The sequence below is a fragment of the Frigoribacterium sp. UYMn621 genome (assembly GCF_040549525.1).
In the GTDB taxonomy this organism is placed as follows: Bacteria; Actinomycetota; Actinomycetes; order Actinomycetales; family Microbacteriaceae; genus Lacisediminihabitans.
The window spans coordinates 52,841-68,996 of record NZ_JBEPTM010000008.1; the positions used below are offsets into that span (position 1 = coordinate 52,841).

A 16,156-nucleotide genomic window follows, 5' to 3' on the forward strand; every position below is an offset into this window, starting at 1 on the left:
ACCTCAGTCCGAGAGCGCCCGCACGATGCGCTGGAGCGAGACCGGCTCTGACGTGCCGAGGTGCTGGGCGAAGAGGCTGAGGCGCAGCTCCTCGAGCAACCATCGGGCGCGCACCAGGGGAGCTGCAGAGTCCGGCGCGAGGGGCAGACGGCCGCCGGCGAGTTCGTAGCGCGCCGTCGCGGTCTGCACCTCCGTCATCCACACCCGGTCACGCCCCAGGTTGTCTCCGAGCTTGCCGATGCGATGCACGATGGCCGCGAGGTACACCGGCAGCCGCCGCAGTTGCACGAGGCCGGTCTCCGAGGCGAAACCGGGATAGACCAGGGCTGACAGCTGTTCACGGGCATCCGCGAGCGGGCTGAGCATGGCGATGTTCGAGGCCGCCTTGATCGCTTTCTCGGCATCCCTGGCCCCGGCGAGCACCTTCGTGAGCAGCGAGACGGTCTGGAACAGCGCCTCCATGATCGTGGCCGAGATCTCGTCCCGCACCGCCTCGAATTCCTTGCGGGTCCAGATCTCGCGGTCGGCGATCACGGCGTCGATGCAGACCGCCATGCAATCCGCGAAAAGCTCGGCCGTCGTCCGGTAGGGGCTCTGGGCGAGCATGAGCTTCTCGGTCTGGGTGAGGTGATCCTGCACGTAGGACACGGGGGAGGGGATGGCGAGAAGCAGCATCCGCCGCACCCCGCGTCGTTGCTCCCTCGACTGGTCGAGCGGCGTCGTCATGAGGCGGATGGCCACGCTGGAGCCCTCGTCGACGAGGGCAGGGTAGGCCCGGATCGTGTTGCCACCCTGCTTGGTGTCGAGGGTGCGCGGCAGCTCGTCGAAATCCCACCCGGTGAGCCCCGCGCGTTCGAGGTTGCTTCGGGGTGTGACGGATGCCCGCGCCACACTCTCCCGCACCGTGGACTTGAGCTGCTCCTGGAGGGCGCGCAGGTCGGTACCCGTGGCGACGGTGCGCGAGCGCTCGTCGATGACCGCGAAGCTCATGCGCAGGTGGGAGGGGATGCGTGACTCATCGAAGTCGGTCGTGGCGACCGGCACATAGGTGAGCCGGGTGATCGTGGTCGCGAGGGCTGCCCGCAGTGAGCGTCCATCGCTCACCTCGGGGAGCTCGGCGAGCAGCCGCCGTGCCCAGTCGTTCGCCGGCACGACATTGCGACGGATCGCCTTCGGCAACGATTTGAGCAGCGCCGTGACGAGCTCCTCCCGAAAACCGGGCACCTGCCAGTCGAAGCCCTCCGGATCGAGCCGCGCCAGAAGGGCGATCGGCACCTGCACGGTGACCCCGTCGTCGTCGCTTCCCGGCTCGAAGCGGTAGCCGAGCGACAGCTGCTGGTCGCCCTGGCTCCACGTCTTCGGGTAGGAGGTCTCCACGAGCTCGGCCACGGGAGCGGCCTCATCCTCGTCGATGAGGTTCTCGGCCGTCATCGTCAGCAGGTCGGGAGTCTCGCGGCGCGCCGTGCGCCACCACGTCTCGAACAGCCGCTGGCTGGTGATCTCGCTCGGGATGCGACGCTGGTAGAAGTCGAACACCGCTTCGTCATCGAAGAGCAGGTCCCGGCGTCGCGTGCGTTCCTCGAGCTCGGCGAGTTCGGTGCGCAGGGCGCGGTTGGCGCGATCGAAGGCGCTCACCCGCTTGTCCACCCGGTCGAGGTCCCAATCGCCGTCGACGAGGGCGTGGCGGATGAACAACTCGCGCGCGTAGGCCGGATCGACCTTCGCGAACTGCGCCCGCCGCCGGGCCACGATCGGCACACCATAGAGGGTGACCCGCTCCCAAGCCACGGCGGATCCCTGTTTCCTCTCCCAGTGCGGCTCGCTGTAACTGCGCTTCACGAGATCTCCGGCGATGGGCTCCGCCCAGGAGAGGTCGATGGCCGCATTCGTGCGAGCGAACAGCCGACTCGTCTCCACGAGCTCGGCGCTCATCAACTCGGCGGGCTGCTTCTTCGCGAGCGCCGAGCCGGGAAACACGCTGAACCGCACCTGCCTCGCGCCGATGTAGTCCTTCTTCGCCACATCCCGGATGCCCAGTTGGCTCAGCAGGCCGGCAAGCAGCGAGCGGTGGATGCCGTTGGGGTTGGCAGACGGGCCACCGACCACGAGCCCGAGCGGCTTCGCCATCCGCTCGAGCTGGCGGAAGACATCCTTCCACTCGCGCACCCGAAGGTAGTTGAGGTATTCGCTGCGGCAGAGCCGCCGGAACTGGTTGCCGCTGAGTTCCCTCTCCCTCTCGCGCAGGTGATTCCAGAGATTGAGCAGCGTGAGGAAGTCGCTCGTCGGATCCACGAAGCGCGCATGGGACTGGTCGGCCTGTGCTCGCTTCTCGAGCGGTCGTTCCCGGGGGTCCTGGATGCTGAGACCGGCGACGATCGCCATCACCTCGCGGGTCACCCCGTGCTGTTTGGACTCCACCACCATGCGGGCGAGTCGCGGATCGATCGGCAGTTGCGTGAGCTGCTTTCCGATGCGGGTGATGCGGGGATCGTCTCCGCTTCCGGCCTCAACGGCTCCGAGCTCCCGCAGAAGGTCCAGACCGTCCTTGATGCCGCGCGAATCCGGCGGCTGGAGGAAGGGGAACCTGGCGATGTCGCCGAGTCCGAGCGAGATCATCTGCAGGATGACGGCGGCGAGGTTCGTGCGCAGGATCTCCGGCTCGGTATATTCCGGTCGGCGCATGAAGTCCTGCTCCGAATACAGGCGGATGGCGATGCCGTCGCTCGTGCGGCCGCTTCGACCCGAGCGCTGGTTCGCGCTCGCCTGGCTGATCGCCTCGATCGGCAGTCTCTGCACCTTCGATCGGACGCTGTACCGCGAGATGCGGGCCGTGCCCGCGTCGATGACGTAGGTGATGCCCGGCACGGTGAGGCTGGTCTCCGCCACGTTGGTCGCCAGCACGATGCGACGACGGATGCCGGGGGCTCGCCCGGTCTCGAACACCCGGTGTTGCTCGGCAGAACTCAGCCGGCCGTAGAGCGGAAGCACCTCGGTGAACGGCAGGTTCCGGCCGCCGATCGCCTCCTCGGCGTCCCGGATCTCGTTCTCGCCGCTGAGGAAGACCAGCACATCGCCGTTCGATTCGCGGGCCAGTTCGTCGAGCGCGGCATTGATCCCCTCGAGGGGATCGAGGTCCGCCTCCGCCTCCGCGTCGTCGTCGTCCTCCTCCAGCGAGGCCTCGGCCACGAGTGGTCGGTACCGCACCTCGACGGGGAAGGTTCGTCCACTCACCTCGACTATCGGTGCGCCGACGCCCGCGGCATCCGCGAAGTGACGGGAGAAGCTCTCGGGGTCGATGGTCGCGGAGGTCACGATGATGCTGAGGTCGGGACGCCGCGGCATCAGCTGTTTGAGGTAGCCGAGCAGGAAGTCGATGGTGAGGCTGCGCTCGTGGGCCTCATCGATGATGATCGCGTCGTACTTGCGGAGGAGCCGGTCGCGGTGGATCTCGTTGAGCAGGATGCCGTCGGTCATCAGTTTGATGCGGGTGTCGGGACCAACGGTGTCGGTGAATCGCACCTGGTAGCCGACGAGCCCGCCGAGAGGCGTCCCGAGTTCGTCGGAGATGCGCTCGGCGATCGTGCGCGCGGCGATGCGCCTCGGCTGGGTGTGGCCGATGCTCGTCTTACCGAGTTCGAGCAGGATCTTCGGCAGCTGGGTGGTCTTTCCCGAGCCGGTCTCGCCGGCGATGATCACCACCTGGTGGCTGCGGAGGGCGGCCGCGATGTCATCGCGGCGCTGGCTGACCGGCAGATCCTCCGGATACGAGATCACGTACTGCGGGGTCGCGTTGTCGGTGGTCGCGTCGGTCATGGGTGTCCAATTCTACCGACTGCACCTTCGCCGTCTCCTCCCGGCAGGCGAGACAGGAGAAGGCTCGCGCTGCCCGAAGGTTCGCGCTATTCGAAGGCTCGCGCTACTCGAATGCGGAGATCCCCGTGATCGCCCGCCCGACCAACAGGGTGTTGATCTCGTAGCTTCCCTCGTAGCTGTAGACCGCTTCGGCATCCGCGAAGATGCGGGCCATGCCGAAGTCGGTCGAGATGCCATTGCCCCCGAGGATGCCACGGGCCATGGCGACCGACTCCCGCATCCGTGCGCTGCCGGAGGCCTTGGCCATCGCCGCGTGCTCGGAGCGAAGGGTGCCGTTCTGCTGCAGCTGTGCGATGCGAAACATCGTGCCGAGCGAGGCCGTGGTGTTCTCGAGGATGCGTACGAGCTTCTCCTGCACGAGTTGGAACGACGCGATCGGCTTGCCGAACTGGCGGCGTTCGAGCGCGTAGGCGAGCGCGTGATCGTAGGCGGCGAACTGCAGGCCGACGGTCTGCCAGGCCACCCACACCCGGGAGTCGGTGAGCAGCGCGCTCGCGTCGCGGAACGAACTTGCACCGGGCAGTCGGGCAGACTCGTCGACGCGCACATCGTCGAGCAGGATATCCGCGTTCTGCACGATGCGAAGCGAGATCTTGTTATCGATCTTCTCGGTGCGAAGGCCGGGAGTGTCACGGTCCACGATGAAGGCCTTGATCTCCCCGTCGGCCGTGTCACGGGCCCAGAGGATGATGTGGTCAGCCATCGTGCCGTTACCGATCCAGCGTTTGGCACCGGAGATGCTCCAGGTGTCCCCGCGCCGGGTGGCTGTCGTCCTCATCGAGCGGGAGATGTCCGATCCGTGGTCTGGTTCCGTGAGGGCGAAGGCGCCGATGCGGGACAGGTCGTGCAGGCCCGGGAGCAGCCGCTCGCGCTGCTCGTCCGAGCCGAGCCGGTCGATCGCGGCGGTGACGAGTTCGGAGTGCACCCCGAGAAAGGTGGAGATCGACATGTCGACCCGCGAGAGTTCGAGATGGAGGAATCCCCGCAGCAGATGGCTGCCTCCCGCGTCGGGGATGCCGATGAGGTCGAGACCGGCGAGGGTCGGCAGCAGCTCGAAGGGGAAGGTCGCGGCATCCCAGTGGGAACCGATGACCGGGCGCACCTCCCGGTCGAAGGTCGCGGTGGCGTCGGCGAGGCGGCGTTGCTCCGCGGTCGTGAGCAGGCCGCGGTAGTCGAGGAAGTCGTCGGAAGGTCGGGGGCGGCGGGCGTCCGCGAGGGTGGTGTCGGACTGCAGACTCATCGCGGCGTCATCCGGATCGCGCCGTCGAGGCGGATCGTCTCCCCGTTGAGGTAGGGGTTCTCCACGATGTGCCTCACGAGCGCGGCATATTCGTGCGGCCGTCCGAGTCGTGCGGGATGGGGCACCTGGCTGCCGAGCGAGAGTTTCGTCTCCTCGCTCATTGCCGCCATCATCGGGGTCTCGAAGACCCCGGGCGCGATGGTCATCACGCGGATGAGGTGCGCGGCGAACTCACGCGCGATCGGCAGCGTCATGGCCGCGACAGCACCCTTGGAGGCCGAGTAGGCGGCCTGGCCGATCTGCCCGTCGAAGGCAGCAACGGAGGCCGTGTTGATGATGACCCCGCGCTCCCCGTCGATCGGTTCGTTCTGCTGCATGGCCGCGGCGGCCAGGCGCAGCACGTTGAAGGTGCCGATCAGATTGATCCGGATGGCGCGCTCGAACACATCGAGGGAGAGGGGCCCCTCCCGGCCGACCACACGGTTCGCGGGCGCGATGCCGGCGCAGTTGACGAGGATGCGCAGGGTGCCGAGCCCCGTTGCCGTCGTCACCGCGGCCGCGACCTCCGCTTCGCTCGTCACGTCGGCGGCGACGAAGGTCGTGCCCTCCAGCGACTCGGCGGGTGCGGTCAGATCGAGGATGACCACGCGAGCGCCGGCCGAGGCGAGCTCGCGGGCGGTGGCCAGCCCGAGGCCGGAGGCCCCTCCCGTGACGACGGCCACGGTGTCGGTGATGTTCATGCTGCTCCTATCCGAGGGCGATGAGTTCGAGCGGATCGGCCAGGATACGACCGATCTCTGCGAGGAAGGCCGAGCCCTCGGCCCCGTCCACGAGACGATGATCGAAGGAGACGCTCAGGGTCATCACCGAGCGCAGCGCGATCTCCCCGCGGAACTCCCAGGGCTGCCGTCGGATCGCTCCGGTGCACAGTATCGCAGCCTCCCCGGGATTGATGATCGGGGTTCCGCTGTCGATTCCGAAGCTCCCGATGTTCGTGAGGCTGATGGTGCCGCCTGCGAGTTCGGAGACGGCGGTCTTGCCGTCGCGCGCGCGCGTCGCCAGGCCCGAGAGGGCATCGGCGAGCTCGCGGAGTGTCAGGGAATTGACATCCCGGATGTTCGGCACCATGAGGCCGCGGGGCGTTGCGACCGCGATGCCGAGATTGACCGCCCGGTAGGTCACGATCTCCTGGCTCGCCTCGTCCCACCGGGAGTTGAGTTCCGGATGCCGCAGAATCACCATCGCCAACGCCTTCGCGACGAGCAGCAGCGGAGTGACCCGCGCGCCCTCGAATGCCGGGTGCGCTCGCAGGTGCTCCACCAGCTCGACGGTGGGGGTGACATCCACGGTGACGAACTCGGTGACATGGGGCGCGGTGAACGCGCTCGCGACCATGGCCGCGGCGGTGCGCTTGCGGACGCCGCCGATCGGCACGCGGGTCTCCTCCTGGCGGGGAACGGCCGGGGAGGCGGTGCCGGCGACAGCGGCCGGAGCAGCAGCACTCGCGGCCTCGACGTCCGAGCGGATGACCGCGCCATTCGATCCCGTGCCGATGACGGTTGTGAGATCGAGCCCGAGCCGCCGGGCGAGATCCCTCACCGGCGGCTTGGCGAGCACTCGTGACGACGCGGGTGGGGCGGGTGCGGCAGTGGGAGCGGAAGCAGCCGGGGCACTCTTTCGACGGCGCTGGCCGGACCTGTGGTCGGTCTCGCCGGGGCCGTAGCCGACGAGCATGTTCGACCGGCCGTCTTCTTCCCTCGACTCTGGTGCGAGGTCATCGGCGCCGAAGCTGATGATCGGCGCCCCCACCATCACCGTCTCGCCCTCCGAGACGCGCAGCGAGGAGACCACCCCGACGATCGGCGAGGGCAGCTCGACCAGTGCCTTGGCGGTCTCCACCTCGCAGATGACCTGGTTGAGCGCCACCTCGTCGCCGGCCTTCACGAGCCAGCGCACGATCTCCGCATCGGCCAGGCCTTCGCCGAGGTCGGGGAGCAGGAAGTCGGTAGCCATCACTGCACCGCCAGGCTTCGGTCGATCGCGTCGAGTACCCGGTCGATATCGGGCAGGTAATACTGCTCCACCTTGGACGGCGGGTAGGGCGTCGAGTACCCGCCCACTCGGATCACGGGGGATTCGAGCATCCAGAAGCAGCGCTCGGAGATGCGGGCGGCGATCTCGGCCCCGAGCCCCAGGAACGCGGGTGCCTCGTGCACCACGACGAGCCGACCGGTCTTCGCGACCGAGCGCTCGATGGTGACGAAGTCGATGGGGGAGAGTGATCGCAGGTCGATGACCTCGACCGAGGTGCCCTCGGTGGCCGCCTCGCGGGCGGCGGCGAGGGCGGTGGCCACCATCGGGCCGTAGGCGACGACCGTGAGGTCGGTCCCTTCGGTGAGCACCCGGGCGTCGAAAAGCCCGAGCGTCGGGCTGCCGTCGAGGTCGACATCCTGCTTGTCCCAGTAGCGGCGCTTCGGTTCGAAGAAGAGCACCGGGTCGTCGGAGGCGATGGCCTGCTGGATCATGCCGTAGGCGTCATCCGCCGACGAGCACGAGACGACTCGCAGGCCGGCGGTGTGCGCGAAGTAGGCCTCCGGCGACTCGGAGTGGTGCTCGACCGCTCCGATGCCCCCGCCGTAGGGCACTCGGATGGTCAGGGGCACGGTGACGGCCCCGTCGGTGCGCTTATGGATCTTCGCCAGCTGCGACACGATCTGGTCGAAAGCCGGGTAGATGAAGCCGTCGAACTGGATCTCGCAGACGGGCCGGTAGCCCCGCATCGCGAGTCCGATGGCGGTGCCGATGATGCCGGATTCCGCGAGCGGGGTGTCGAACACCCGTTCCCGGCCGAATTCGGCCTGAAGCTGGTCGGTCACCCGAAAGACGCCGCCGAGGGCGCCGACGTCTTCGCCCATCAGCATGACGCGGTCGTCGGAGTCGAGCGAGCGGCGCAGTCCGGCGTTGATGGCCTTGGCCAGGGAGAGGGTCGTCACTTGTCGGCCGCCTTCGTGTCGGGGATGCCGTGGTACGCCAGGAATTCGACCCGCTCCTCCTCGAGCAGCGGGTGCGGTTCGCAGTAGACGTTCTCGAAGATCGACTCCGGTGCCGGTTCGACGGTTCCGAGGCATCCGGCCCGAACCGAGGCCGCGAACTCGGCGGCCTTCGCTTCGGCGGCGGCGAGCGCCTCCGGGGTCGCGAGCCCACGGTGCTCGAGGGTGCGCCGCAGCCGGTCGATCGGGTCGCGTTCCTTCCAGCGGGCGAGCTCTTCGGCATCGCGGTAGCGGGTCGGGTCGTCGGATGTCGTGTGCGGCCCCATGCGGTAGGTCACGGCTTCGATGAAGGTGGGTCCGTCGCCGTTGCGCGCGCGCTCGGCGGCGTAGCGGGTGACGGCGAGCACGGCGAGCACGTCGTTGCCGTCCACCTGCACCCCCTCGATGCCGAAGCCGGCGGCGCGGCGCACGATCGGAACGGTGGTCTGCACTCCGACGGGAGCCGAGATGGCGAACTGGTTGTTCTGGCAGAAGAAGACGACCGGGGCGGTGAAGCTCGCGGCGAATCCGAGGGCCTCGGAGAAGTCACCCTGGCTGGTGGCCCCGTCACCGAAGTAGGTGATCGCGATGTCGTCGGAGCGGTCGCGACGGATACCCATCCCATAGCCGACCGCCTGCAGCATCTGCGAACCGACGACGATCGCCGGGGTCGTCATGTTGACCTCGTAGGGGTTCCAGCCCGAGTGGGTCGATCCGCGCCAAAACCGCAGGATCATGGTGGGGTCCACTCCGCGCACGTATGCGACGGCATGCTCACGGTAGCTGGCGAAGACGAAGTCCTTCGAGCGCAGGGCGTGGGCGGATCCCACCTGCGCGGCCTCCTGGCCGAGCATCGGCGCCCAGAGGCCGAGCTCGCCCTGGCGCTGCAGCGCCGTGGCTTCGGCGTCGATGCGCCGCACGACAACGAGATCGGTGTACAACTGCACCAGCTCGGCGTCCCCGATGTCGCTGACATAACTCGAGAAGACGGGATGGGAGATCAGGTCACCGCCGGCGGTGGGCAACAGCGCCACCGTTTCGGTGTGCTCGGTGTGCTCGGTGGTCTCGATCGATGCGATGCTCATGGCTACCGTCCTCGTTGACGTGTATGAATGCTGGCGTCAGTGCCTGTCTGGCTTGTGGCCAGTTGTCCCATGAATAGTGCGCCCTGCGGCGATACTGCACAACCTATCTCTCGAGCGTTGAGCAGAATGCACACCGTGAGCGCGTCCAACCGTGCCAGACTGCGATACATGCAAGACCTCGACGGCACCGACGCCCGCATCCTCCTCGCCCTCAGCGACGACGCCCGGCTCTCGGGCGTCGAGCTCGCCCAGCGCCTCGGTCTCTCCCGCAACACTGTGCAGTCGCGGCTCGCGCGGCTCGAGGCCGGGCAACTGCTCGGCAGTATGGATCAGCGCGTGCAGCACCGGGCCCTGGGCTATCCACTCACCGCCTTCGTCACGGCCAGGGTCGACCAGCACCGCCTGCAGGAGATCGAGGCCGCGCTCACCGGCATCCCCGAGGTGGTGGAGGTGCACGGCATCGCCGGGGACGCCGACATCATGATCCGCGTGGTGGCGCAGGACACCGACGATCTGTACCGCATCGCCGGGGTCATCCTGGCCTCACCCGGAATCGAGCGCACCGAGGTCTCGCTGTCGATGCGGGAGATGGTGCCCTATCGCACGGCGCCGCTGTTGCGGCAGCGCGCCGGTCTCAGCGACTGACCGTCGCGGTGATCACCGCGATCGATTGCGTGTCTTCTATCGTCGGGGGCACCACATAGTCCTCGCCGTTCACGATCTGGCGCATGGTCTTCCGCAGGATCTTGCCCGACCGGGTCTTCGGCAGTCCGGAGACCACCACCACGTCGCGGAACGCGGCGACGGCGCCGATCTGCTCCCGCACCATCGCGACCAGGTCGGTGGCGAGGGCATCGTCGGTGATGTCCGTTCCGCTCTTCAGCACCACGTAGCCCATCGGCTTCTGGCCCTTGATCTCGTCATGCACCCCGATCACCGCGCACTCGGCGACGGCCGGATGCTGCGCGAGCACCTGCTCCATCGCTCCCGTCGAGAGCCGGTGGCCCGCCACATTGATGATGTCGTCGGTTCGGCCCATGACGTAGAGGTAGCCCTCGCGGTCGAAGTAGCCCGAGTCGCCCGTGAGGTAGTGGCCCGGGAACACCGAGAGGTACTGGTGCACATAGCGTTCGCCGCCATTCCACAGGGTGGCGAGGGTGCCGGGGGGCAGCGGGAGGGAGATGACGATGTTCCCCTCGTCGAGGTGCGGCACGGTCTGGCCGTGCTCGTCCACGATGCTTACGTTGTACCCGGGCACGGGGAAGGATGGCGATCCGGCACGAAGCGGAAGCTCCTCGAGCCCCCGCGGGCTCGCGCAGATCGCCCAGCCGGTCTCGGTCTGCCACCAGTGGTCGATCACCGGCTTCTCGAGCAGCGCGGTCGCCCAGGTCCAGGTGTCGGGGTCGAGGCGCTCGCCGGCGAGGAAGAGGGCGTCCAGGCAGCTGAGGTCGTATTGGTGGGAGAGCGCGGCGTGCGGATCGGCCTTGCGGATGGCGCGCAGCGCGGTCGGCGCGGTGAAGAGGGTCTTCACGCGGTAGTCAGAGACCACGCGCCAGAACGCACCGGCATCCGGTGTTCCCACCGGCTTTCCCTCGTAGAGCACCGTCGTCGCCCCGGCGATGAGGGGACCGTAGACGATGTAGGAGTGGCCCACCACCCAGCCGACGTCGCTCGCCGTCCACATCACATCCCCCGGCCCGATGTCGTAGATGTTCTTCATCGACCAGGCCATGGCCACCGCATGGCCGCCGTTGTCGCGAACCACGCCCTTCGGTGCACCCGTCGTGCCGGAGGTGTACAGGATGTAGAGCGGATCGGTCGCGGCCACCGCAACGGCAGCGCGCGGCGTCGCCGTCATCGAGTGCTCGTCCCAGTCCCACCAGGCCGTGCCCTCGGTGGCGTGATCAGAGGCCCACCCCGGCACCTCCGGACGGTCCTTCACGATCACGGTTCCGACAGTGTGCGTGCTCAATTTCAGCGCGGCCGCGATGGTGGGAAGGTACTCGACCACGCGATTCGGCTCGATTCCGCCGGTGGCGGTCACGATCACGATCGGCTCGGCATCGTCGATGCGGGCGGCGAGTTCTTTGGCAGCGAAGCCGCCGAACACCACGGAGTGCACCGCCCCGAGTCGCGCGCAGGCCAGCATGGCGACGAGGGCCTGCGGCATCATCGGCATGTAGATGATCACCCGGTCGCCCTTGGCCACCCCGGCATCGGCGAGCACGCCCGCAAACCTGGAGACCTTGTCGAGCAGAGTCGCGTAGCTGTAGCTCTTCTTCTTGCCGACAACGGGGGAGTCGTAGATCAGGGCGATGCTCTCCCCGCGCCCCGCGAGCACATGGCGGTCGAGCGCGTTGAAGCAGGTATTGAGTTGCGCACCAGCGAACCACCGGTAGAGGGGCGCGGCGCTGCTGTCGAGAGCGGTGGTCGGTGCGACCGTCCAGTCCACGAGCTTCGCCGCGTCGAGCCAGAAGCCCTCGCGGTCGTCGACGCTCTGGTCGAAGGCCCGCCGGTAGCCGCCGGAGTTCACAGTTTGCTCGAGTGGTGCACTCACGGAATACCTCTCCATCGAAGTTGCCCTACCGGTTCTGTATACAGAATGTGGATGAAGTATGACACAGGATGGGCAAATGCGGTCCTGGTGGGCCATAATGTGTACACAGATGCAAATTGCGGTCGCAACGGAGGGAAGCAATGGCAGTCACTCAGCGCGCAAGCGACCGGGCATACCAGACCCTTCGGGATGAGATCGTGGAGTGGGAGCTGCGCCCGGGGAGCGTACTCGGCGAGGTCGAGCAGTCCACCCGGCTCGGAGTCTCCCGCACCCCCCTGCGCGAAGCACTCGCCCGTCTGATGGCTGATGGCCTCGTGTCGCCCCAGTCCGGGCGCGGTCTCGTCGTCACCGAGCTGTCGCTTGCCAGCATCCGGGAGATCTTCGAGGTGCGGCAGGCGCTCGAAGAGCAGGCGGCACGTCTCGCCGCCCGGCGCGGTGACCCGGCGGTATTCGAGCAGCTCGAGATCGAGTTCGCCGCCGTCAATGACCTGCTCGAACACGATGACCCGGCCCGTCATGCGTATTACGGCCTCGTCGCCCGCCTCGATGAAGCCATCGACGACTCCGTCGACAACTCCTATCTCGCGGCGGCACTGTCCACGCTCCGCACCCATCTCGTGCGCGTGCGCCGTCTCGCCGTCGACGATCCGGCACGGCTCTCGGCCGCGGCGGCGGAGCACCTGCTGATCGTGCAGGCGATCGCCGCCCGCGATGCCGAACTCGCCGCCCACGCGACGCAGGTTCACCTGCACCAGGCCCTCCGAAACATCCAGAAGATGGCACACCTCCACCAGTCGGCGGGCGCCACCAGCCCCGCCCCGAAAGGAACACCGTGAAACTGCACTCCGTCAGAGTCCACCCGAGTTCTGAGAACCTCGCCCGCGAACACCAGCTCGCCTGGAAGATCGCCGAAGTCGCCGCTGACACCGTGGCGGTCACCCCGGAGGTCACCGAGATGGTGATCAACCGGCTGATCGACAACGCAGCGGTGGCCACCGCCTCCCTCACCCGCGCCCCGGCCGTCGCCGCCCGGGCGCAGGCCGAAGACCACCCCTACGAGCCCGGATCCACGGTGTTCGGCATCCCCGGACGATTCGGTCCCGAGTGGGCGGCCTGGGCCAACGGAGTCGCCGTTCGCGAACTCGACTACCACGACACCTTCCTCGCGGCCGAGTACTCCCACCCGGGCGACAACATCCCCCCGATCCTCGCGGTCGCCCAGCACGTCGGATGCACCGGAGCCGACCTCGTGCGCGGAATCGCCACCGGTTATGAGATCCAGGTCGACCTGGTGAAGGCGATCAGCCTGCACGCCCACAAGATCGACCATGTGGCCCACCTCGGCCCGTCGGCCGCGGCGGGGATCGGCACGATGCTCCACCTCTCGCCGGAGGTGATCTTCCAGTCGATCGGACAGGCGCTGCACACCACCACAGCCACCCGCCAGTCCCGCAAGGGCGAGATCTCTACCTGGAAGGCCTACGCTCCTGCCTTCGCCGGCAAGATGGCTGTCGAAGCTGTGGATCGCGCGATGCGCGGCCAGACCAGCCCGACCCCCATCTACGAGGGCGAGGACGGTGTGATCGCCTGGCTGCTCGACGGACCGGACGCGCACTACGAGGTGCCGCTTCCCGAGGCCGGCGAGGCCAAGCGCGGCATCCTCGACACCTATACCAAGGAGCACTCGGCGGAGTACCAGGCGCAGGCCTGGATCGACCTTGCCCGAAAGCTTCACAACGAGTACCCGGCCCTCGGCACCGACTCGATCGCGTCGGTGGTCATCCACACGAGCCACCACACTCATTTCGTGATCGGATCGGGCGCGAACGATCCGCAGAAATACGACCCGACCGCCAGCCGTGAGACCCTCGATCACTCGATACCGTACATCTTCACCGTCGCACTTCAGGATGGCGAATGGCACCACGAGCGCTCCTATGCCCCGGAGCGGGCCGGCCGCGCCGACACCGTCGCGCTCTGGAACCGCGTGACAACCACTGAGGATGCCGAGTGGACTCGCCGTTATCACTCCAACGATCCGGCGGAGAAAGCCTTCGGTGGCCGCGTGGTCATCACCCTCTTCGACGGCACGACCATCGTCGACGAGATCGCGGTGGCGGATGCCCACCCGCTCGGCGCTCGGCCGTTCGCCCGCGAGCACTACATCGCCAAATTCCGGGCGCTCGCCGCGGATATCCTCGAGCCCGCGGAGACCGACCGCTTCCTCGAACTCGTACAACGCCTGCCAGAGCTGACCGCCGAGGAGCTCGGCGGCCTCACCGTCACAGCGAAACCCGGCCTTCTCGGAGTCGGCCCGAAGGGACTCTTCTGATGTTGTATTCCTCTCTCACCGCGGCCGAGAAGCGGGCGACCTTCCGGTCCGCGCTCGGCAGTGCAAAGCTGCAGCTCGTGCCCGGGGCGTTCAACCCGCTGAGCGCGAAGCTCATCCAAGACAGGGGCTTCGACGGGGTGTACATCTCCGGAGCCGTGATCGCCGCCGACCTCGGGCTCCCGGACATCGGCCTCACCACCCTCACGGAGGTGGCGAACCGCGCGAAGCAGATCAGCCGCATGACCGACCTGCCGGCGCTCGTGGATGCGGACACCGGCTTCGGTGAGCCGATGAACGTCGCCCGCACCGTGCAGGAACTCGAGGATGCCGGCGTGGCCGGCCTCCACATCGAAGACCAGGTCAACCCGAAGCGCTGTGGGCACCTGGATGGCAAGGCCGTCGTCGACGCGAACACGGCGACCAAGCGCATCCGCGCCGCCGTGGATGCCCGCCGCGACCCGAACCTCCTGATCATGGCTCGCACCGACATCCGAGCGGTCGACGGTCTGGCCGTGGCGATCGACCGGGCGAAGGCCCTCGTCGATGCCGGGGCAGATGCGATCTTCCCCGAGGCCATGAAGGATCTCGCGGAGTTCGAGGCGATCCGCGCCGCGGTCGACGTGCCGATCCTCGCCAACATGACGGAGTTCGGAAAGAGCGAGCTGTTCACGAACGACCAGCTCGCGGGAGTCGGCATCAACCTCGTGATCTACCCCGTGAGCCTCCTCCGACTCGCGATGGGCGCGGCCGAGCGCGGTCTCGATACCATCAAGCGGGAGGGTTCACTGAATTCGGAGGTGCCGAACATGCAGACGCGTGCCCGGCTCTACGAGTTGCTCGACTACGAGGCGTACAACGCCTTCGACACCAGCGTTTTCAACTTCACCCTGAGCTAGGAGCACGCACATGGCAGATTCAGCCGGCACGGAAACCGCACCGAAGAAGGGCCTCGCCGGGGTCGTCGTCGACTACACCGCCGTCTCCAAGGTGAATCCCGACACGAATTCCCTGCTCTATCGCGGATACCCCGTGCAGGAGCTCGCGGCGAAGTGCTCGTTCGAAGAGGTGGCCTACCTCCTCTGGCACGGCGAGCTGCCGGATGAGCGCCAGCTCGCCGATTTCGAGACCCTGGAGCGCTCGTTGCGCGGTCTCGACGACAACATCAAGCGCGTGATCGACGATCTGCCCCTCACCGCCCACCCGATGGATGTCGTGCGTACCGCGGTCAGTGTGATCGGTGCCAACGATCCGGATGCCGCCGATGCATCCCCAGAATCGAACCTGGCCAAGTCCATCTCGCTGCTGGCCAAGCTGCCCGCGATCGTCTCGTACGACCAGCGTCGTCGCCGTGACCTCGACCTGGTGGAGCCGCGGGACGATCTGGGCTATTCGGCCAACTTCTTGCACATGACCTTCGGAGACGTTCCCGACCTCGTGGTGGTGAACGCCTTCGACGTGTCGATGATCCTGTACGCCGAGCACTCCTTCAACGCCTCCACCTTCACCGCCCGGGTGATCACCTCCACCCTCTCCGACCTGTATTCCGCCGTCGTCGGGGCCGTGGGGGCGCTCAAGGGCGCATTGCACGGTGGGGCGAACGAGGCCGTCATGCACGTCTTCGACGAGATCGGCACCGCCGACAAGGCGAGGGGTTGGCTCGATCAGGCGCTCGCCGAGAAGCGCAAGATCATGGGATTCGGTCATCGGGTCTACAAGAACGGCGACTCGCGAGTGCCCACGATGAAGGCCGCGCTCGACACGCTCATCGTCGAGTACGACGCCCAGCCCCTGGCCGACCTCTACGACACCCTCGAGGCGGCGATGGGGGAGACCAAGAACATCAAGCCCAACCTCGACTACCCCTCTGGACCGGCGTACAGCCTCATCGGCTACGACACCGAGATGTTCACGCCGCTGTTCGTGGCGAGCCGGATCACCGGCTGGACCGCGCACATCATGGAACAGCTCGCATCGAACGCACTGATCCGCCCGCTCAGCCTCTACAACGGGCCCAACGAGCGTCACCTGTCCTAGGAGAGC

General features: G+C 67.4%; 12 protein-coding genes. 5 read left to right on the forward strand and 7 right to left on the reverse strand.

Annotated features, from left to right (window positions below):
- Window positions 1-3: 3 nt before the first annotated feature.
- The 6 genes from hrpA to pdhA all read right to left on the reverse strand — a co-directional run bounded on the left by hrpA (window position 4) and on the right by pdhA (window position 9,227).
- Window positions 4-3,813 carry an ATP-dependent RNA helicase HrpA gene (gene hrpA, locus ABIB54_RS13365; RefSeq protein WP_354576013.1) on the reverse strand — a complete coding sequence of 1,270 codons (3,810 nt, stop codon included), beginning with the start codon at window positions 3,811-3,813 and terminating at the stop codon, window positions 4-6.
- A 103-nt stretch (window positions 3,814-3,916) separates the two neighbouring features.
- Complete coding sequence (locus tag ABIB54_RS13370; protein ID WP_354576014.1) at window positions 3,917-5,113, reverse strand: acyl-CoA dehydrogenase family protein; 1,197 nt, start codon at window positions 5,111-5,113, stop codon at window positions 3,917-3,919.
- Entirely contained in the window at window positions 5,110-5,853 is a 744-nt protein-coding gene (locus ABIB54_RS13375) for an SDR family NAD(P)-dependent oxidoreductase (RefSeq protein ID WP_354576015.1), read from the reverse strand. The genes ABIB54_RS13370 and ABIB54_RS13375 overlap by 4 nt, the downstream gene beginning before the upstream one ends.
- A 7-nt stretch (window positions 5,854-5,860) precedes the next feature.
- On the reverse strand, window positions 5,861-7,126 hold the full coding sequence (locus ABIB54_RS13380; RefSeq protein ID WP_354576016.1) for a dihydrolipoamide acetyltransferase family protein: 1,266 nt from the start codon (window positions 7,124-7,126) through the stop codon (window positions 5,861-5,863).
- The gene (locus tag ABIB54_RS13385; protein WP_354576017.1) at window positions 7,126-8,106 is read right to left on the reverse strand and encodes an alpha-ketoacid dehydrogenase subunit beta; all 981 of its coding nucleotides are present in this window, start codon (window positions 8,104-8,106) and stop codon (window positions 7,126-7,128) included. Before ABIB54_RS13385 ends, ABIB54_RS13380 begins: the two co-directional genes overlap by 1 nt.
- Window positions 8,103-9,227 (reverse strand): pyruvate dehydrogenase (acetyl-transferring) E1 component subunit alpha, encoded by a 1,125-nt coding sequence (gene pdhA / locus ABIB54_RS13390; RefSeq protein WP_354576018.1) that lies wholly within the window; start codon window positions 9,225-9,227, stop codon window positions 8,103-8,105. The genes ABIB54_RS13385 and pdhA overlap by 4 nt, the downstream gene beginning before the upstream one ends.
- Window positions 9,228-9,395: 168 nt before the next feature.
- On the opposite strand from pdhA, the gene ABIB54_RS13395 reads away from it, so the two are divergent.
- Window positions 9,396-9,872: an Lrp/AsnC family transcriptional regulator gene (locus tag ABIB54_RS13395; RefSeq protein WP_354576019.1), complete on the forward strand. Its 477-nt coding sequence runs from the start codon at window positions 9,396-9,398 to the stop codon at window positions 9,870-9,872.
- Here ABIB54_RS13395 and ABIB54_RS13400 read toward each other — a convergent pair.
- Window positions 9,862-11,760 carry an AMP-binding protein gene (locus ABIB54_RS13400; RefSeq protein ID WP_354576070.1) on the reverse strand — a complete coding sequence of 633 codons (1,899 nt, stop codon included), beginning with the start codon at window positions 11,758-11,760 and terminating at the stop codon, window positions 9,862-9,864. The two genes, ABIB54_RS13395 and ABIB54_RS13400, sit on opposite strands and share 11 nt — an antisense overlap.
- 164 nt (window positions 11,761-11,924) lie before the next feature.
- On the opposite strand from ABIB54_RS13400, the gene ABIB54_RS13405 reads away from it, so the two are divergent.
- The 4 genes from ABIB54_RS13405 to ABIB54_RS13420 are packed head-to-tail and all read left to right on the forward strand — an operon-like array spanning window position 11,925 to window position 16,150.
- Entirely contained in the window at window positions 11,925-12,620 is a 696-nt protein-coding gene (locus ABIB54_RS13405; RefSeq protein ID WP_354576020.1) for a GntR family transcriptional regulator, read from the forward strand.
- Window positions 12,617-14,116, forward strand: coding sequence for an MmgE/PrpD family protein (locus tag ABIB54_RS13410; RefSeq protein ID WP_354576021.1), 1,500 nt, complete (start codon window positions 12,617-12,619; stop codon window positions 14,114-14,116). Before ABIB54_RS13405 ends, ABIB54_RS13410 begins: the two co-directional genes overlap by 4 nt.
- Window positions 14,116-15,012 carry a methylisocitrate lyase gene (gene prpB / locus ABIB54_RS13415; protein ID WP_354576022.1) on the forward strand — a complete coding sequence of 299 codons (897 nt, stop codon included), beginning with the start codon at window positions 14,116-14,118 and terminating at the stop codon, window positions 15,010-15,012. The genes ABIB54_RS13410 and prpB overlap by 1 nt, the downstream gene beginning before the upstream one ends.
- A gap of 10 nt (window positions 15,013-15,022) precedes the next feature.
- Window positions 15,023-16,150: a bifunctional 2-methylcitrate synthase/citrate synthase gene (locus ABIB54_RS13420; RefSeq protein WP_354576023.1), complete on the forward strand. Its 1,128-nt coding sequence runs from the start codon at window positions 15,023-15,025 to the stop codon at window positions 16,148-16,150.
- The last annotated feature ends 6 nt before the right edge of the window (window positions 16,151-16,156 follow it).